The sequence below is a fragment of the Pseudomonas sp. URIL14HWK12:I5 genome, assembly GCF_900176445.1.
GTDB lineage: Bacteria > Pseudomonadota > Gammaproteobacteria > Pseudomonadales > Pseudomonadaceae > Aquipseudomonas > Aquipseudomonas monteilii.
This window is the reverse complement of the sequence record NZ_FWXQ01000007.1, coordinates 212,963-230,020: the sequence shown is the minus strand read 5'-3', so window position 1 is coordinate 230,020 and position 17,058 is coordinate 212,963. Positions and strand designations below refer to the sequence as shown.

Annotated in this window: 16 protein-coding genes; 13 read left to right on the top strand and 3 right to left on the bottom strand. The window is 63.4% G+C overall.

Annotated elements, in window-relative coordinates:
- Window positions 1–94 precede the first annotated feature (94 nt).
- From mreC to tldD, 7 genes are all read left to right on the top strand, one after another.
- On the top strand, window positions 95–1,099 hold the full coding sequence (mreC, locus tag B9A31_RS17805; RefSeq protein ID WP_371851093.1) for a rod shape-determining protein MreC: 1,005 nt from the start codon (window positions 95–97) through the stop codon (window positions 1,097–1,099).
- Window positions 1,099–1,587, top strand: a complete 489-nt coding sequence (gene mreD / locus B9A31_RS17800) for a rod shape-determining protein MreD (protein WP_016713154.1) — start codon at window positions 1,099–1,101, stop codon at window positions 1,585–1,587. The genes mreC and mreD overlap by 1 nt, the downstream gene beginning before the upstream one ends.
- A gap of 33 nt (window positions 1,588–1,620) precedes the next feature.
- Window positions 1,621–2,232 carry a Maf family protein gene (locus tag B9A31_RS17795; protein ID WP_025753790.1) on the top strand — a complete coding sequence of 204 codons (612 nt, stop codon included), beginning with the start codon at window positions 1,621–1,623 and terminating at the stop codon, window positions 2,230–2,232.
- A gap of 54 nt (window positions 2,233–2,286) precedes the next feature.
- Window positions 2,287–3,744 carry a ribonuclease G gene (rng, locus tag B9A31_RS17790; RefSeq protein WP_016713152.1) on the top strand — a complete coding sequence of 486 codons (1,458 nt, stop codon included), beginning with the start codon at window positions 2,287–2,289 and terminating at the stop codon, window positions 3,742–3,744.
- A gap of 82 nt (window positions 3,745–3,826) precedes the next feature.
- A complete protein-coding gene (locus B9A31_RS17785; RefSeq protein WP_084297183.1) occupies window positions 3,827–7,648 on the top strand; it encodes a YhdP family protein in 3,822 nt (1,273 codons plus the stop codon).
- An 8-nt stretch (window positions 7,649–7,656) separates the two neighbouring features.
- The gene (locus B9A31_RS17780; RefSeq protein ID WP_019099449.1) at window positions 7,657–8,508 is read left to right on the top strand and encodes a carbon-nitrogen hydrolase family protein; all 852 of its coding nucleotides are present in this window, start codon (window positions 7,657–7,659) and stop codon (window positions 8,506–8,508) included.
- Between the two features lie 2 nt (window positions 8,509–8,510).
- A complete protein-coding gene (tldD, locus tag B9A31_RS17775) occupies window positions 8,511–9,950 on the top strand; it encodes a metalloprotease TldD (RefSeq protein ID WP_016713149.1) in 1,440 nt (479 codons plus the stop codon).
- 35 nt (window positions 9,951–9,985) lie between these two features.
- Here tldD and yjgA read toward each other — a convergent pair whose 3' ends face one another.
- Complete coding sequence (yjgA, locus tag B9A31_RS17770) at window positions 9,986–10,507, bottom strand: ribosome biogenesis factor YjgA (protein ID WP_016713148.1); 522 nt, start codon at window positions 10,505–10,507, stop codon at window positions 9,986–9,988.
- Window positions 10,508–10,615: 108 nt separating this feature from the next.
- Here yjgA and pmbA point away from each other — a divergent pair, with 108 nt between their 5' ends.
- The 6 genes from pmbA (at window position 10,616) to B9A31_RS17740 (ending at window position 15,866) form a co-directional block, all read left to right on the top strand.
- Window positions 10,616–11,962: a metalloprotease PmbA gene (gene pmbA / locus B9A31_RS17765; protein WP_019099450.1), complete on the top strand. Its 1,347-nt coding sequence runs from the start codon at window positions 10,616–10,618 to the stop codon at window positions 11,960–11,962.
- Between the two features lie 126 nt (window positions 11,963–12,088).
- On the top strand, window positions 12,089–12,490 hold the full coding sequence (locus tag B9A31_RS17760) for a hypothetical protein (RefSeq protein WP_019099451.1): 402 nt from the start codon (window positions 12,089–12,091) through the stop codon (window positions 12,488–12,490).
- On the top strand, window positions 12,483–13,859 hold the full coding sequence (locus B9A31_RS17755) for a class II fumarate hydratase (RefSeq protein WP_084297182.1): 1,377 nt from the start codon (window positions 12,483–12,485) through the stop codon (window positions 13,857–13,859). The genes B9A31_RS17760 and B9A31_RS17755 overlap by 8 nt, the downstream gene beginning before the upstream one ends.
- A 27-nt stretch (window positions 13,860–13,886) precedes the next feature.
- Complete coding sequence (locus tag B9A31_RS17750; RefSeq protein WP_027609543.1) at window positions 13,887–14,348, top strand: hypothetical protein; 462 nt, start codon at window positions 13,887–13,889, stop codon at window positions 14,346–14,348.
- 1 nt (window position 14,349) lies between these two features.
- Window positions 14,350–14,961 (top strand): superoxide dismutase, encoded by a 612-nt coding sequence (locus B9A31_RS17745; RefSeq protein WP_025753784.1) that lies wholly within the window; start codon window positions 14,350–14,352, stop codon window positions 14,959–14,961.
- Window positions 14,962–14,972: 11 nt separating this feature from the next.
- The gene (locus B9A31_RS17740) at window positions 14,973–15,866 is read left to right on the top strand and encodes a ZIP family metal transporter (RefSeq protein ID WP_084297181.1); all 894 of its coding nucleotides are present in this window, start codon (window positions 14,973–14,975) and stop codon (window positions 15,864–15,866) included.
- Window positions 15,867–15,908: 42 nt separating this feature from the next.
- Here B9A31_RS17740 and B9A31_RS17735 read toward each other — a convergent pair whose 3' ends face one another.
- Together B9A31_RS17735 and rapZ are read right to left on the bottom strand one after the other, a co-directional pair.
- Entirely contained in the window at window positions 15,909–16,181 is a 273-nt protein-coding gene (locus B9A31_RS17735; RefSeq protein WP_016713141.1) for an HPr family phosphocarrier protein, read from the bottom strand.
- A 20-nt stretch (window positions 16,182–16,201) separates the two neighbouring features.
- Complete coding sequence (gene rapZ / locus B9A31_RS17730; RefSeq protein WP_016713140.1) at window positions 16,202–17,056, bottom strand: RNase adapter RapZ; 855 nt, start codon at window positions 17,054–17,056, stop codon at window positions 16,202–16,204.
- Window positions 17,057–17,058 lie beyond the last annotated feature (2 nt).

Here is a 17,058-nt window from a genome sequence, read left to right as displayed (position 1 = left end):
AATGACCTCCTGAGTCGTCCACGAGGAACGGCCCATTAAACCGCTTTTCTCCAAGGGCCCTTCGCTGGGCGTTCGCCTGCTCGTTCTGGTGGTGATGTCGGTCGCGTTGATGGTTGTCGACGCGCGTTTTGACGTGCTCAAACCCGTGCGCAGCCAGATGGGCGTGGTACTGATGGAGTCGTACTGGATCACCGACCTGCCGCAGCGTGCGTGGCAAGGTGTGGCCGGCCAGTTCGGCAGCCGCAACGAACTGATCGCCGAAAACGAAAAGCTCAAGACCGAGGCCCTGCTGCTGCAGGGGCGCCTGCAGAAGCTGGCGGCCCTGACCGAGCAGAACGTGCGCCTGCGCGAGTTGCTGAACTCTTCGGCGCTGGTCAACGAAAAGGTCGAAGTGGCCGAGCTGATCGGTGTCGACCCCAACCCGTTCACCCACCGCATCCTGATCAACAAGGGCGAGCGTGACGGCGTGTTCCTCGGCCAGCCGGTGCTTGATGCCCGGGGCCTGATGGGCCAGGTGGTCGAACTGATGCCTTACACCTCGCGGGTGCTGCTGCTGACCGACACTACCCACAGCATTCCGGTGCAGGTCAACCGTAACGGCCTGCGCGCCATTGCCAGCGGCACGGGCAACCCGGAGCGCCTGGAACTGCGCCATGTGGCCGATACCGCCGACATCAAGGAAGGCGACCTGCTGGTCAGCTCCGGCATGGGTCAGCGTTTCCCGGCAGGTTACCCGGTGGCCACGGTCAACGAAGTGATTCACGATTCCGGCCAGCCGTTCGCCATCGTGCGCGCCATCCCCACCGCCGCGCTCAATCGCAGCCGCTACATGCTGCTGGTGTTCAGTGACCGGCGTACCCCGGAACAGCGTGCTACCGATGCAGCTATCGCCCAGGAAGAAGCTGACCGTAAGGGCGCCTCGGCCCCTGGCCAGCCGGTAAGCCCGGGCGAGCAGGGCGTGCCAGCCAGCACCGCGCCCGTTGTACCGGCCACGACGGCCGTACCCGCTGCGCCGGCCGCTCAGCCAACAGCTCCGGCTGCTGCCCCTGCCACGCCGGCTGCCGCGCCTGCCGCACCCGCTCACACCCGGAGGCAATGATGCCTGCATCGCGCCGCAACAACGGCTGGGTCATCTGGCTGACTTTTGCTATCGGCCTGCTGCTCAGCGTCTCGCCCATGCCGCAGTTCATGGAAGTGTTCCGGCCCATGTGGCTGGCCTTGCTGGTGTCGTTCTGGACCCTGGCCGTGCCGAACAAGGTTGGCATGACCACGGCGTTCGTGCTGGGCTTGGCCGAAGATGTGCTGTATGGCACCTTGCTGGGGCAGAACGCACTTATCCTGACCCTCATCACCTTCCTGGTGCTGTCGCTGCAACAGCGCTTGCGCATGTTCCCCATGTGGCAGCAGAGCCTGGTCATCCTGGTGATCTTCGGCATCGCCCAGTTGATCCAACTGTGGCTCAGCGCACTGACCGGTAATCGCCTGCCTACCCTGGCGCTGGTCTGGTCGGCGGTCATCAGTGCCTTGCTCTGGCCTTGGATCAGCTTTGCCCTGCGCGACCTGCGCCGACGCTTGCATATCAACTGACGGCGACGTCGACACTGACAGGGAGATGTCTGCATGAACCCGCTATACCTGGCCTCCGGCTCGCCCCGTCGTCGTGAACTGCTGACCCAGATCGGTGTGCCGTTCAGCGTCGTCAGTGCCCCCATCGATGAAACCCCGCTGCCCGACGAAAGCGCCCCGGCCTACGTCGAACGCCTGGCCCGGGCCAAGGCTGCCGCCGGCCTGGCCAGTGTCGAGGGAACGGCTGTCGTCCTGGGCGCAGACACCGCCGTGGTGCTCGATGGTCGTATTCTCGGCAAGCCGGAAAGCCGCGAAGATGCCTTGGCCATGCTGGCCGACCTGTCAGGCCGCGAGCATCAGGTACTGACCGCCGTCGCCCTCACCGATGGCCAGCGCGTTCAAAGCCTGTGCGTCACCAGCCAGGTGCGCTTCCGTGCGATCAGCGACGATGAAGCGCAGCGCTACTGGGCCAGCGGCGAACCGGCGGACAAGGCGGGTGGCTACGCCATCCAGGGCCTGGGCGCGGTGTTCGTCACTGGCCTGTCCGGCAGCTACTCGGCGGTGGTCGGCCTGCCCCTCAGCGAAACGGCCGATTTGCTTGGCCAGTTCGGCGTTGCCTGCTGGCAATCGCCGGCGCATACGCCAGAGGTAACAAACCTGCGGTAGCCAGCAATGCATACGCCATCCATCATTACAAAAGACCTTTGACGAGAGCCGGCCATGAGTGAAGAGATCCTGATCAACATCACCCCGATGGAGTCACGCGTGGCGGTGGTGGAAAACGGGGTACTGCAGGAGGTGCACGTCGAGCGCACCCAGCGCCGTGGCATTGTTGGCAATATCTACAAGGGCAAGGTGGTGCGCGTGCTGCCAGGCATGCAGGCGGCCTTCGTCGACATCGGCCTGGAGCGCGCAGCGTTCATCCATGCCTCGGAAATTTCCCAGCGCGAAGGCTCGGCGGTAGAGAACATCACCGCCCTGGTCCACGAAGGCCAGGCCTTGGTAGTGCAGGTGACCAAGGACCCGATCGGCACCAAGGGTGCGCGCCTGACCACCCAGTTGTCGATCCCTTCGCGCTACCTGGTGTACATGCCCCGCAGCAGCCATGTTGGCATATCGCTGAAGATCGAAGACGAAGCCGAGCGTGATCGCCTCAAGCAGGTGGTCAGCGGCTGCATGGAAAGCGAAAACATCAAAGATGCCGGTGGCTTTATCCTGCGCACCGCCGCTGAAGGCGCACGCGCTGAAGAAATTCTGCAGGACATCCGCTACCTGCGTCGCCTGTGGGAGCAGATTGGCACCCAGATCAAGACCTGCGGCGCGCCCACGGTTATCTACGAAGACCTGGGCCTGGCCCTGCGCACGCTGCGCGACCTGGTCAACCCGAAGATCGAGAAGATCCGTATCGACTCGCGGGAAACCTTCCAGAAAACCACGCAGTTCGTTGGCGAGCTGATGCCGGAAATCGCCGACCGCCTCGAGCACTATCCGGGCGAGCGCCCCATCTTCGACCTGTACGGCGTTGAAGACGAGATCCAGCGTGCGCTGGAGCGCAAGGTGCCGCTCAAGTCGGGTGGCTACCTGGTGGTCGACCCGGCCGAAGCGATGACCACCATCGATGTGAACACCGGCGCGTTCGTCGGCCATCGCAACCTGGAAGAGACCATCTTCAAGACCAACCTGGAAGCCGCCACTGCCATTGCCCGGCAACTGCGCCTGCGCAATATAGGCGGCATTATCATCATCGACTTCATCGACATGGAAGATGAAGAGCACCAGCGCCAGGTGCTGCGCACCCTGGAAAAACAGCTGGAGCGCGATCACGCCAAGACCAACATCATCGGTATTACCGAGCTGGGCCTGGTGCAGATGACCCGCAAGCGCACCCGTGAAAGCCTGGAGCAGGTGCTGTGTGAGCCGTGCCTGGCCTGCCAGGGGCGCGGCAAGCTGAAAACCCCCGAGACCATTTGTTACGAGATCTTCCGAGAGATCCTGCGTGAGGCCCGAGCCTATCAGGCTGAGGGCTACCGTGTACTGGCCAACCAGAAGGTGGTCGACCGCCTGCTGGATGAAGAGTCTGGCAACGTCGCTGAGCTGGAGGCTTTCATCGGTCGAACCATTCGCTTCCAGGTTGAGTCGATGTATTCGCAGGAACAATACGACGTGGTGCTGCTCTGAGGCTTTCCAGAACACGCCGCAGGATGGTCGGGCTGGCAAAACTGCCGCTACCAGCCATCATGGATAAACGACTTGGAGGGCCATGGCCATGGGACGTCTGACCCGCGTTCTTGTCGCCTTGACCCGCTGGGGGCTGGGCTTATGCGCCCTGTTGGCGGTGTTGGTGGCGCTGTATGTCAGCCTCGGGCGCGAACTGGTGCCGCTGGTGGCCGAGTACCGCGCCGATGTGGAAAGCAAGGCCGAGCAGGCGCTGGGCCTGCCGGTGCATGTCGGTGCCCTCGAGGGCCGCTGGAGCGGGCTGGCTCCGGTGCTGCGGGTGCGCGACCTGCAACTGGGCGAAGGCGCTACGGCGTTGCGCCTGGATGACGTGAAGGTGGTGCCTGATGTCTGGGCCAGCCTTACCGCCCGTGAAGTGCGCCTGGCGCGTATTCAGCTGGGCGGCCTGCAACTGATCTTGCGCGAGAACGAGCAGGGCGCCTGGAACCTCGAAGGCCTGCCGAAAAAAGACGATGCACCACTCGACCCCGCCGACCTGCTGCAGCGCCTGCGTCAATTGGGCCGCGTCGATGTGTTCGACAGCCAAGTCACCTTGCACCCCTGGCAGCGTGACCCGCTCACCCTTACCTATGTCAGCGCCGGCCTGCAGGCGGGTGCTTCGCGGCAAGTGCTGGAGTTGCGCGCCACCTTGCCTGATGGCCAGCCTCTGTCGCTGAACCTGCAAAGCCGTGTGTCAGCCAAGGCCTGGCGTGATGGCCAGGTGGAGGCCTACCTGAGCCTGCCGCAAAGTGACTGGGCGCGCTGGTTGCCACCACGCCTGCTCGGTGAGTGGCAAGCTGACGTGTTGCGGGCGGGTGGGGAGTTCTGGGTCGATTGGCGAAAAGGGCAGTTGCAGCAGGCTGTGGTGCGGCTTAATGCGCCTGAACTGCGGGGTGCCTATACCGGGCGCAAAGCTGCCACGCTGAGCAACCTGGCCCTGGGCGCCTGGTTCCAGCGCCGGGATCAAGGCTTCGATGTGGTGGTCGACTCCCTGGCCATGGACATCGACAAGGCCCGCTGGGAGTCGCACTTGCAGTTGCAGCAGCGCCCGGGCGAGAACGCAGCCGATGAAAACTGGCGGGTGCAGGCCGACCGGCTCGATCTCACGCCTTTGACCCCGCTGATCGATGCTTTGGCGCCGTTGCCTGACAAAGTCATGGCCGTGGTCGATGGCCTGAAAGTCACCGGCGCGCTGCGCAATGTGCGGTTGGAGGCCCGGCCGAAAGCCGAGGGCGACAAACGCCTGCAGTTCGAGGCCAACCTGGAAAAGGTCGGTTTCGATGCCTATCACAATGCCCCGGCTGCCGGTAACGTCAGCGGCAGCATCAGCGGTGACCTGGGCCATGGTGAGCTGCGGTTGGATACCGAGGCGTTCATGCTGCATCTGTACCCGATCTTCGCCAAGCCCTGGCACTACCAGAAGGCCAATGCACGCCTGACCTGGGCCTTGGACAAAGACGGTTTCACCCTGATTGCGCCGTACCTCAAGGTGCTGGGCGAAGAGGGCAAGATCGCCGGTGATTTCCTGATTCGCCTGTTGTTCGAGGAAGGCCGCGAGGACTACATGGACCTGCGCGTCGGCCTGACCGAAGGCGATGGGCGCTATACCGCCAAGTACTTGCCCGAAGTGCTCAGCCCGGCCCTCGACGAGTGGTTGCGCAGCGCCATCGTCAAGGGCACGGTGGATGAAGGCTACTTCCAGTACCAGGGCTCGCTTAATCATGGCGCGGCTCCTGAAGCACGCAGTATCAGCCTGTTCTTCAAGGTGCGCGATGCCGCCCTGGACTTCCAGCCTGGCTGGCCGCAGGTGCAGCACGTGGATGGCGATGTGTTCATCGAGGACAGCGGCGTGCGCATCAAGGCCCAACGCGGCGTGCTGCTCGACACCAAGGTCAGCGATGTGACGGTCGATATACCGCATGTCGACGGTGATCAGCACAGCCACCTGTACCTGGATGGAGACTTCGACGGCACCCTGGGCGATGGGCTGAAGATTCTCAAGGAAGCGCCAATCGGTACCGGTGAGATTTTCGCCGGCTGGGAGGGTGAAGGGCCGCTGAAGGGCAAGGTCAAGCTCGATATCCCCTTGGCCCATGGGCCGCGACCGAAAGTACAGGTGGACTTCGCCACCAACGATGCGCGCCTGAAAGTCGCCCCGCCGAGCCTGGAGTTGAACCGCCTGAAGGGTGATTTCAGCTTTGATTTCGACAAAGGCCTGAGCGGCAAGGGCATCAGCCTGCAAGCCTTCGGCAAGCCGGTAACGGCGCAAATCACTGCTGAAGGCCAGGCTGGCCAGATGCAGACCCGCATTAATGCCAATGGCCAGGTGTCGCTCAAGGCGTTGACCGAGTGGCTGCAGTTCAAGCAGGCCCTGCCGGCCTCCGGCGACTTGCCTTACCAGCTACAGGTCAGCCTGGGTAGCCGGGAAAACAGCCTGAGCGTCACCTCCAACCTCAAGGGCCTGGCGATCGACCTGCCGGCACCGTTCGGCAAAACGGTGGCGGATACCCGCGACAGCCGTTTCAGTATGAGCCTGCAGGGGCCGGAGCGTCGCTTCGATGCTGTCTACACCGACCTTGCCCGCTTTGCCTATGCCGCGCCGGCCAACGCACTGGCTCAGGGGCGCGGTGAGTTGCTGCTCGGCGCCGGTAACGCTCAACTGCCGGCCGGTCAAGGCCTGCGGGTACGTGGCCGCCTGGAGGCTTTGGACCTGGCACCTTGGCAAGAGCAGGCAGCGCGCCTGGCGGGCGACGACCCCGGTGGCAGCGCGCGGCAAAACCTGCAAAGCGTAGACCTGAGCATTGGCCAGTTGAAAGCCTTTGGCATGGACCTGAATCAGGCAGTGGTGAGGCTGGCACGAGGCGGCCAGGCTTGGGACCTGCGCCTTGACAGCAAGGAAGTGATAGGTAACGCACGCGTGCCGGATGCCAAAGGTTCGCCCATGGTGGTGCGTATGCAAACCTTGCGCTTGCCGGCGGCCGACCCGGCCCAGGCGCAAGCTGAGGATGGCCCCGATCCGCTGGCCTCGTTCGACCCGCGCAAGGTCCCGGCGCTGGACCTGAGCATCGACAAGCTGTACCGCGGCGACGACTTGTTCGGCAGTGCATCGATCAAGTTGCGACCCACCGCGCGTGGTGTTAGCGCCAGTGATATCGACCTCGACTTCAAAGGCCTGCGTATCGACGGCGGCGGTGGCTGGGAAGGCGAAACGGGTAAGACCAGCAGCTGGTACAAAGGGCGCCTGGACGGCAAGAACCTGGCCGATGTACTCAAGGCCTGGGGCTTTGCCCCGACCGTGACCAGCCGCGATTTCCGCCTGGATGTGGATGGCCGCTGGCCGGGTTCGCCGGCTGCGGTCGGGCTGGAGCGCTTCTCGGGCAGCATGGACGCGGCACTGCGTACCGGCCAGTTCGTCGAGGTTGAAGGCAGCGCCCAGGCGTTGCGGGTATTCGGCCTGCTCAACTTCAACTCCATTGGCCGACGCCTGCGTCTGGACTTCTCCGACCTGTTCGAGAAAGGCCTGGCCTATGACCGGGTCAAGGGCCTGCTGGTGGCCAGTGACGGGGTGTATGTGACCCGCGAGCCCATCAGCGTGACCGGCCCGTCGAGCAATTTCGAGCTGGATGGGACCCTGGACATGGTGCGCGACCGGATTGATGCCAACCTGCAGGTCAGCCTGCCGGTGACCAACAACCTGCCGCTGGCGGCACTGATTGTCGGCGCGCCGGCCGTAGGTGGCGCCTTGTTCCTGGTCGATCGGTTGATCGGTGACCGTGTTTCGCGCTTTGCCAGTGTGCACTACCGTGTCGAAGGACCGGTTAAAGAGCCTAGAATCACCTTTGTGAAACCTTTCGAGAAATCCCGCTAGGAGTGCCCATGAAGGCAGCGGTAATCCAGATGGTCAGCCAGGACGATGTGCTGGCCAACCTGCAACGTGCCGGTGCCCTGTTGGAGCAGGCCGCGATGGGCGGCGCACGGCTGGCCGTGCTGCCAGAAAATTTCGCTGCCATGGGCCGTAAGGATGCCGCTGCCATCGGCCGTGCCGAAGCGTTGGGTGAAGGGCCGATCCTGCCATGGTTGAAACGCACCGCCCGTGACCTCAAGTTATGGATTGTTGCCGGTACCTTGCCCTTGCCACCGGTCGGCCAGCCCGAGGCCAAGGCCCATGCCTGCTCGCTGTTGATCGATGAACACGGCGAGATCGCGGCACGTTATGACAAGCTGCACCTGTTTGACGTGGATGTTGTCGACAACCGTGGCCGTTACCGTGAGTCGGACGACTACGCCCATGGTGCTCAGGTGGTGGTGGCTGACACGCCGGTCGGGCGGTTGGGGTTGAGCGTGTGCTACGACTTGCGCTTCCCCGAGCTGTACAGCGCACTGCGTGCTGCCGGCGCGGAGCTGATCACTGCGCCGGCTGCCTTTACGGCAGTGACAGGCGCGGCCCATTGGGAGGTACTGGTACGCGCCCGAGCCATCGAGACCCAGTGCTACCTGCTGGCTGCGGCGCAGGGAGGCACCCACCCAGGCCCACGGGAAACCCATGGGCATGCGGCGATTGTCGACCCTTGGGGGCGCATCGTTGCAGAACAGGCGCAAGGCGAAGCGGTACTTCTTGCCGAGCGCGACATTGAAGAACAAGCGTCCATTCGGGCGCGCATGCCGGTGGTATCGCACCGGCGCTTTTTCTCGCAGGGCGCGTTGCGGCCTGCGCACACCGCGGAGTGACTATGAGCCAGATGTTATCCACCGTCAGTGAGCAGCTCCTGGCCCCAGGCGGCTTGACCCTGGACAGCCTGCAGAGCGTGCTGGGTGAGTTGGCTGGCCCCGGCATCGACGCCGCCGACCTGTATTTCCAGGGCCAGATCTCGGAAACCTGGGCCCTGGAAGACGGCATCGTCAAAGAGGGCAGTTTCAACCTCGACCAGGGCGTGGGCGTGCGTGCCCAGTCCGGTGAAAAGACCGGGTTCGCCTACAGCAATGCAATCAACCTCGAGGCGCTGACCTCGGCGGCGCGCGCCGCCCGTTCCATTTCCCGTGCCGGTCAAAACGGTACGGTGCAGGCCTTCCGCAGCCAGGACGTCACGGCCCTGTATGCGGCGGACAACCCGCTGGATGTACTGAGCCGTGCCGAAAAGGTCGAGCTGCTCAAGCGTGTCGATGCCGCCACCCGTGCCCTGGACCCGCGAATTCAGCAGGTCAGTGTGAGCATGGCCGGGGTTTGGGAGCGTATCCTGATTGCGGCGGCCGATGGCAGCCTGGCTGCCGACGTGCGTCCGCTGGTGCGCTTCAACGTCAGCGTCATCGTCGAGCAGAACGGCCGCCGCGAGCGCGGCGGGCAGGGCGGTGGCGGGCGTACCGACTACCGCTTCTTCACTGAAGAGCGCGTGATGGGCTATGCCCGTGAAGCGCTGCGTCAGGCCCTGGTGAACCTGGAAGCGATTCCGGCTCCGGCCGGTACCTTGCCGGTGGTGTTAGGTTCGGGGTGGTCGGGTGTGCTGTTGCACGAGGCTGTCGGCCATGGCCTGGAAGGTGACTTCAACCGCAAGGGCAGTTCGGCTTTCAGCGGCCGTATCGGCGAGAAAGTGGCATCGAGCCTGTGCACCATCGTTGACGATGGCACGCTTGAGGGCCGCCGTGGTTCGCTGAGCGTCGATGACGAAGGTACCCCGACCGAGTGCACCACGTTGATCGAGAACGGGGTGCTCAAGGGTTACATGCAGGACAAGCTGAACGCACGCCTGATGGGCATGGCGGTGACCGGCAACGGGCGCCGCGAATCCTACGCACACCTGCCGATGCCACGCATGACCAATACCTACATGCGGGCTGGCGAAAGCGACCCGCAGGAAATCATCGCATCGGTGAAAAAAGGGATCTACTGCGCCAATCTGGGCGGCGGCCAGGTGGACATCACCAGCGGCAAATTCGTGTTCTCGACCAGTGAGGCCTACCTGATCGAAGACGGCAAGATTACTGCACCTGTGAAAGGCGCAACCCTGATCGGCAATGGTCCTGAGGCGATGAGCCGGGTGTCGATGGTCGGTAACGACCTGGCGCTGGACAGCGGAGTGGGCACATGCGGCAAGGACGGGCAGTCGGTGCCGGTGGGGGTAGGGCAGCCTACCTTGAAGCTGGATGCGATTACCGTGGGCGGTACCGGGGCGTGATGGCTTTTGGGGGCCGCAAAGCGGCCCCCAAGGGTTCAGCGCAACCCGCGCTGCAACTCGTCGAGGTCGCGGATGTACTTGAACACCTTGCGCGCAGCGGCAGGTGGCTTGTTCCGGGCCTTTTCGTGTTGAGCATGGCGCACCAGCGAACGCATTTGCTGGCGATCGGTTTCGGGGTACTCGTTGACGAAACGCTCGAGGTCTTCGTCGTTACCGTCGATCAGCCGGTCACGCCAGCGCTCCAGGTTGTGGAATCGCTCGTTGTACTGGCGAGTCGAGCTGTCCATCTGTTCGAGCAAGGCGTGGATGGCATCCAGGTCCTGTACGCGCATCAGCTTGCCGACGAACGACATGTGGCGCTTACGGGCGCCATGAGCGGTGTGCTTGCTGGCTTCAGCCAGTGCTTTGCGCAGCTCGTCGGTCAACGGCAGGCGTGCCAGGGTATCGGCCTTGAGCGTGGTCAGGCGCTCGCCAAGTTCGACCAGCGCATGCAGTTCGCGCTTGATCTGGGTTTTGCTTTTTTCGCCGTCGAAGGCGTCGTCGTTTGAATCAACCATGGTGGCAGTCCGCTAGAAATCGCCGCCATGATAACCAGTCGGGGGCCGCTTGTCCGGCCCGGTCGTAGAATGACCCTCGCCGAACGCAGAATTTGAGTGGAGAGAACCATGAGTGCAGTCCAGAGCGTAGGTCCGAAAGACCTGCCAGCATTGCAGGAGCAGGTCGAGGCAATCATCGCCGAGGCTCGCCGCCAAGGGGCCAGTGCCTGCGAAGTGGCCGTGTCGCTGGAGCAGGGCCTGTCCACCACGGTACGCCAGCGTGAGGTCGAGACCGTTGAGTTCAATCGCGACCAGGGCTTTGGCATTACCCTCTACGTTGGCCAGCGCAAAGGTTCGGCCAGCACTTCGGCCAGTGGCCCGGACGCGATCCGCGAAACCGTCGCTGCGGCGTTGGCCATTGCCAAGCATACTTCCGAGGACGAATGCTCGGGCCTTGCGGACGCCGCGTTGATGGCCCGGGACATCCCGGACCTGGACCTTTATCACGACTGGGACATTGAGCCCGAGAAGGCCATCGAGATGGCCCTGGCCTGCGAGGCTGCGGCGTTCGATGCCGACCCGCGCATCCTCAATGCCGATGGCACCACCCTCAATACCCACCAGGGCTGCCGCGTGTATGGCAACAGCCATGGCTTCATCGGGGGCTACGCTTCGACCCGGCACAGCCTGAGCTGCGTCATGATCGCCGAAGGCGACGGGCAGATGCAGCGCGACTATTGGTATGACGTAAACCGCCAAGGCAACCTGCTCGCCGATCCGCGCAGTATCGGTGTACGCGCTGCCCAGCGTGCCGCCAGCCGCCTGGGCGCGCGCCCGGTGCCCACTTGCGAGGTGCCGGTGCTGTTTTCCGCCGAGCTGGCCGGCGGCCTGTTCGGCAGCTTCCTCTCGGCCATTTCCGGCGGCAATCTTTACCGCAAATCGTCATTCCTTGAAGGGACCATTGGCCAGCGCCTGTTCCCCTCCTGGCTAACCCTCGACGAGCGCCCGCACATTCCGCGAGCGCTGGGCAGCGCCGCATTCGATGGTGACGGTCTGGCCACCTATGCCAAGCCGTTCGTCGACAAAGGCGAGCTGGTGTCGTACCTGCTGGGCACGTATTCCGGGCGCAAGCTGGGCTTGCCAAGTACTGCCAACGCCGGTGGCGTGCATAACCTGTACGTCAGCCATGGTGTCGAAGACCAGGCAGCACTGATCCGCCGCATGGGCCGTGGCCTGCTGGTCACCGAGCTGATGGGGCATGGCCTGAACATGGTGACCGGGGATTATTCCCGTGGTGCGGCAGGGTTCTGGGTTGAGAACGGCGAGATCCAGCACGCGGTGCAGGAAGTGACCATTGCCGGCAATATGAAGGATATGTTCCAGCAAATTGTCGCGATCGGGAGTGATCTCGAAACCCGTAGCAACATTCACACGGGTTCGGTACTGATCGAGCGAATGACTGTCGCAGGTAGCTGATTCGTTCCAGATACCTTGGCAAATCAGAAGACCCGGCCCTGCGCCGGGTTTTTGTTTCATCACCTTTTTCTTGAAGTGATTCTATTTATCACCTAATAATGAATATCATTATCCAGTAACCCGGCGATGATGTTCATGAAACCCGTCCTCCGCGAACTGCCCTACCTGGAAAACTGGCGCTGGCTCAGCCGGCGCATCCGCTGTGCGCTCGAACCCGACGAGCCGCGCCTGATCGAGCATTACCTGGCCGAGGGCCGCTACCTGGTGTGCTGCACCGAGACTTCGCCATGGACGGTGGCCCTGACCTCCTTGCGCCTGTTACTGGATACCGCCTGCGACCGCATGCTGCCCTGGCATTGGCGCTGCCTGTGCCTGGACCAGGCCTGGCGCCCCTTGCTGGACCTTCGCAATCTCGATCGCCAGGAACAGAACCAGCGCTGGCAGCCCTACGCCCTGCAGTTGGCCAATTGCCGCCTGCTGCCGTCGATTTCTCCCGATGAACTGATGCAAGGATTTGATGATGAGTGATACCCGTATCGAGCGTGACAGCATGGGCGAACTGCAGGTGCCGGCCCAGGCCCTGTACGGTGCCCAGACTCAGCGCGCGGTCGACAACTTCCCGGTCAGCGGCCAGCGCATGCCGGCCCAGTTCATTCGCGCGCTGTTGCTGGCCAAGGCGGCTGCCGCCAAGGCCAACGTCGAGCTGGAGCAATTGTCTGCCGCGCAGGGCAATGCCATCGTCAAGGCGGTCGAGCAACTGCTGGCCGAGGACTTCATCCAGCACTTCCCGGTGGATGTGTTCCAGACCGGCTCCGGCACCAGCTCGAACATGAACGCCAACGAGGTGATCGCCACCCTGGCCAGCCGTGTACTGGGTGATGCGATCAACGCCAACGACCACGTCAACTGTGGCCAGAGCAGCAACGACATCATCCCGACCACCATTCACGTCAGTGCTGCACTGGCACTGCACGAACAACTGCTTCCGGCCCTGAGCCACCTGGTGCAGGTGATCGAGACCAAGTCGGTGCAGGTGCATCAGTACGTGAAAACCGGCCGTACCCACTTGATGGACGCCATGCCGGTGCGCATGAGCCAGGTGCTGGATGGCTGGGCCGCGCAGATCAACGCTGCCAAGGCGCACATCGAGGCGACCCTGCCGAGCTTGCAGGCGCTGGCCCAGGGTGGCACGGCCGTGGGTACCGGCATCAACGCCCACCCACAGTTCGCGGCCGGTTTCGCCCGCCAGCTCAGCGGCCTGACCCAGGTAGAGTTCACCCCGGGCCAGAACCTGTTTGCCCTGATCGGCTCGCAAGACACTGCCGTGGCGCTGTCTGGCCAGCTCAAGACCACTGCTGTGGCGCTGATGAAGATCGCCAACGACCTGCGCTGGATGAACTCCGGCCCGCTCGCCGGCCTGGGCGAAATTGAGCTGCAAGGCCTGCAACCGGGCTCTTCGATCATGCCTGGCAAGGTCAACCCGGTGATTCCTGAGGCCACCGCCATGGTTGCTGCCCAGGTGATCGGCAACGACGCCACCATCGCTGTCGCTGGCCAGTCCGGCAACTTCGAGCTGAACGTGATGCTGCCGGTGATCGCCCGCAACCTGCTGGAAAGCATCGAGCTGATGGCCAACGTCAGCCGTCTGCTGGCCGACAAGGCCATCGCCACGTTCAGGGTCAACGAGGGCAAGCTCAAGGAAGCCCTGGCGCGCAACCCGATTCTGGTCACTGCGCTGAACCCGATCATCGGCTACCTCAAGGCCGCCGAAATCGCCAAGACCGCCTACAAGCAGGGCCGCCCGATCATCGACGTGGCGCTGGAGCACACCGACCTGTCACGCGACCAGCTGGAAGCACTGCTGGACCCGGAAAAACTCACCGCTGGCGGTATCTGACACTGCGTCGCCGCTCAGGAGACAACCATGCAGCACTGGAAACGCACTACGGAAACCGCCAACCGCCTGTTCGAACAAGGCGGGTTGGTCGACGCCCGGGAACACTACCTGCAAGCCCTGGCGCTGGCGCAGGTGCTGTTCGAGCGCTGGCATGACGTCGACGAAGCGGTGGCTGCATTCGTCATCGCCCATCACAACCTGGCCGACCTGCACCTGCGCCTCAACCAGCCGCACGAGAGCGCCGACTACCTGTGCGCCGCTCACCAGCGGCTGTTGCAGGCCAGCCAGGAGGCGCGTTTACCCCAGGGGCTGCGTGACGCAGCCCTGCGTCACAGTGGACGCACCTACACCCAGCTGCTGAGTTTTATCGCCGAATACGGCCAGTACCCACGTACCGAGCGTCTGCTTAACCGCCACGGCACCGGGGCCAGCGCGTTCGCTGCCCAGCCAGACGTGGCGCACAGAAACCATGCCTACGGAATTCACTGACATGCCGCATACCTTGCCTGCTTTGCCCTACGCCTACGATGCGCTGGAGCCGCACATCGACGCGCAGACCATGGAAATTCACCACACCAAGCACCATCAGACCTACGTCAACGGCCTCAATGCCGCCATCGAAGGCACCGAATGGGCCGAATGGCCCGTGGAGAAGCTGGTTGGTGCAGTCAAGCAGCTACCGGAAAGCCTGCGTGGCGCTGTGACCAACCATGGCGGGGGGCACGCCAACCATAGCCTGTTCTGGACGGTGATGTCGCCGCAAGGTGGTGGTGAGCCACACGGCCAGCTGGCGCAGGCCATCGCCTCGCAACTGGGTGGTTTCGATGCCTTCAAGGAGGCGTTCACCAAGGCTGCGCTGACCCGCTTTGGCAGCGGCTGGGCCTGGCTCAGCGTAACGCCGCAGAAAACCCTCGTTGTCGAGAGCAGTGGCAACCAGGACAGCCCGCTGATGCTCGGCAACACGCCAATCCTCGGCCTGGACGTGTGGGAACATGCCTACTACCTGAAGTATCAGAACCGTCGTCCGGAATACATCGGTGCCTTCTACAACGTGATTGACTGGGCCGAAGTGGAACGCCGTTACCTCGAAGCCCTGAAGTGAGTCGGACCGGTATGCGCTCTGAGGTGATGTCTGTCAGCAGTGTGCGCCTGTTTCGGCTGGCGCTTGGGACTTTGCTTTTGCTGGCTGGCGCCGCGCTGCTGGTGGCGCGTGGCCTTGCCTGGCTGGACCTGGAACCGCGCATGTTGCGTGCGCTGGAAGGCGGCGCATTATGCGCCCTGGGGACGGCGCTGGGCGCGGTACCGGTACTGGTCATTCGCAACATGCCGGTGGCACTGGCCGATACGCTGCTGGGCTTCGGCGCTGGCGTAATGCTGGCGGCCACCGCGTTTTCCCTGATCATTCCGGGGTTGGACGCCGCTCAATCCATCGGTTTCAGCCCTTGGGGCGCGGGTGGCCTGATCAGCTTTGGCCTGATGTTCGGTGCGCTGTGCCTGTTTCTGGTTGACCTCAAGGTGTCAGGTGCCTCGCCGGAAGCACTGGTCGGCACCGGCAATCAGCCAGTGATTGCCGCGCGCATCTGGCTGTTTGTCATCGCGATCATCGCGCACAACATCCCCGAAGGCATGGCGATTGGCGTATCGGCCGGTGGTGGCATGGCCGACGCCGACAGCCTGGCCATGGGCATCGCCTTGCAGGATGTGCCTGAAGGGCTGGTCATTGCGCTGGTGCTGGCGGGGGCGGGCATGCCGCGCTTCAAAGCCTTCCTGATCGGTGCCGCTTCTGGGCTGGTCGAGCCGGGAGCCGCAGTGATCTGTGCCTGGTTGATGAACATCGCCGAGCTGCTGCTGCCGCTGGGCCTGGCCTGTGCGGCGGGGGCGATGCTGCTGGTGGTTACCCAGGAAATCATCCCGGAATCACGCAGCAACGGCCACCATCGCCTGGCTAGCCTGGGGCTTTGTATCGGGTTCTGCCTGATGATGGTGATGGACACCGCGATGTCCTGATCTGACCTCATCGCCGGTACAGTCAACCTGGATCGAAGCGGCTTATTCGCCTTCGTCGAAGAAGTTGTTGATCAGCTCGACCAGCGCATCCATGGCGTCGTTGTCCTGCTCACCTTCGGTAAGCAGGTGAACCTGTGTGCCTTTGCCGGCCGCCAGCATCATCACCGCCATGATGCTCTTGCCATCCACCAGCTTGTCCGGTGCGCGGCCAACCCGTACCTGGCAGGGGAAGCGGCCGGCAACGCCGACGAACTTGGCTGCCGCCCGGGCATGCAGGCCCAGCTTGTTGATGATGGTGATTTCGCGGGCGGGCATCGTGGGGCGGATCCTTGGGCTTAGAGGTCGCGGTGGCGGACCTGGACGTTTTTCAGGGATTGCTGCAGCAACTGGCCAAGGCGTTCGGTGATGTAGACCGAGCGGTGGTGGCCGCCGGTGCAGCCGATAGCAATGGTGACGTAGGCGCGGTTGCTGGCGGCGAAGCGGGGTAGCCACTTGAGCAAGTAGCTGGAAATGTCATTGAACATGTCCTCGACGTCTGGCTGTGCGGCCAGGTAGTCGGCGACCGGTTGATCGAGGCCGGAGTGCTCACGCAGTTCGGGCTTCCAGTAGGGATTGGGCAGGCAGCGTACATCGAACACCAGGTCGGCATCGACTGGCATGCCGCGCTTGAAACCAAACGACTCGACCAAAAAGGCTGTGCCGGGCTCGGGCTGGTTGAGCAGGCGCAGCTTGATCGAGTCCCGTAGTTGGTACAGGTTGAGGCTGGTGGTGTCGATCTTCAGGTCTGCCAGGTCGGCAATTGGCCCCAGCAGCTCGCTCTCCACGCGGATCGCTTCTGCCAGCGAACGGTTGGCATTGGTCAGTGGATGGCGACGACGGGTTTCCGAGAAGCGCTTGAGCAGCATGTCTTCGTCGGCATCCAGGAACACCACGTCACACTGGATGTTCCGCGCACGGGCTTCTTCGAGTAGCTCGGGGAAGCGCGTGAGGTGGCTGGGCAGGTTGCGTGCATCGATCGACACGGCAACCTTGGGTTGCAGTAATTCCGTGTTGATCAGTGCATCCTCCGCCAGCTGCGGCAGCAGCCCGGCGGGCAGGTTGTCAATGCAGTAGAAACCGTTGTCTTCCAGGACATCGAGGGCGGTGCTCTTGCCGGAGCCGGACCGGCCGCTGACGATGATCAGGCGCATGT

Excerpts from the sequence above, each read along its gene's own strand:
- B9A31_RS17795 (WP_025753790.1), top strand. The coding sequence starts at position 1,621 with ATGAACCCGCTATACCTGGCCTCCGGCTCGCCCCGTCGTCGTGAACTG.
- yjgA (WP_016713148.1), bottom strand. The coding sequence starts at position 10,507 with ATGGTTGATTCAAACGACGACGCCTTCGACGGCGAAAAAAGCAAAACC.
- B9A31_RS17735 (WP_016713141.1), bottom strand. The coding sequence starts at position 16,181 with ATGCCCGCCCGCGAAATCACCATCATCAACAAGCTGGGCCTGCATGCC.
- pmbA (WP_019099450.1), top strand. The coding sequence starts at position 10,616 with ATGAGTGCAGTCCAGAGCGTAGGTCCGAAAGACCTGCCAGCATTGCAG.
- rng (WP_016713152.1), top strand. The coding sequence starts at position 2,287 with ATGAGTGAAGAGATCCTGATCAACATCACCCCGATGGAGTCACGCGTG.
- mreC (WP_371851093.1), top strand. The coding sequence starts at position 95 with ATGTCGGTCGCGTTGATGGTTGTCGACGCGCGTTTTGACGTGCTCAAA.
- B9A31_RS17755 (WP_084297182.1), top strand. The coding sequence starts at position 12,483 with ATGAGTGATACCCGTATCGAGCGTGACAGCATGGGCGAACTGCAGGTG.
- rapZ (WP_016713140.1), bottom strand. The coding sequence starts at position 17,056 with ATGCGCCTGATCATCGTCAGCGGCCGGTCCGGCTCCGGCAAGAGCACC.
- tldD (WP_016713149.1), top strand. The coding sequence starts at position 8,511 with ATGAGCCAGATGTTATCCACCGTCAGTGAGCAGCTCCTGGCCCCAGGC.
- B9A31_RS17740 (WP_084297181.1), top strand. The coding sequence starts at position 14,973 with ATGCGCTCTGAGGTGATGTCTGTCAGCAGTGTGCGCCTGTTTCGGCTG.
- B9A31_RS17745 (WP_025753784.1), top strand. The coding sequence starts at position 14,350 with ATGCCGCATACCTTGCCTGCTTTGCCCTACGCCTACGATGCGCTGGAG.
- mreD (WP_016713154.1), top strand. The coding sequence starts at position 1,099 with ATGCCTGCATCGCGCCGCAACAACGGCTGGGTCATCTGGCTGACTTTT.
- B9A31_RS17750 (WP_027609543.1), top strand. The coding sequence starts at position 13,887 with ATGCAGCACTGGAAACGCACTACGGAAACCGCCAACCGCCTGTTCGAA.
- B9A31_RS17785 (WP_084297183.1), top strand. The coding sequence starts at position 3,827 with ATGGCCATGGGACGTCTGACCCGCGTTCTTGTCGCCTTGACCCGCTGG.
- B9A31_RS17760 (WP_019099451.1), top strand. The coding sequence starts at position 12,089 with ATGATGTTCATGAAACCCGTCCTCCGCGAACTGCCCTACCTGGAAAAC.
- B9A31_RS17780 (WP_019099449.1), top strand. The coding sequence starts at position 7,657 with ATGAAGGCAGCGGTAATCCAGATGGTCAGCCAGGACGATGTGCTGGCC.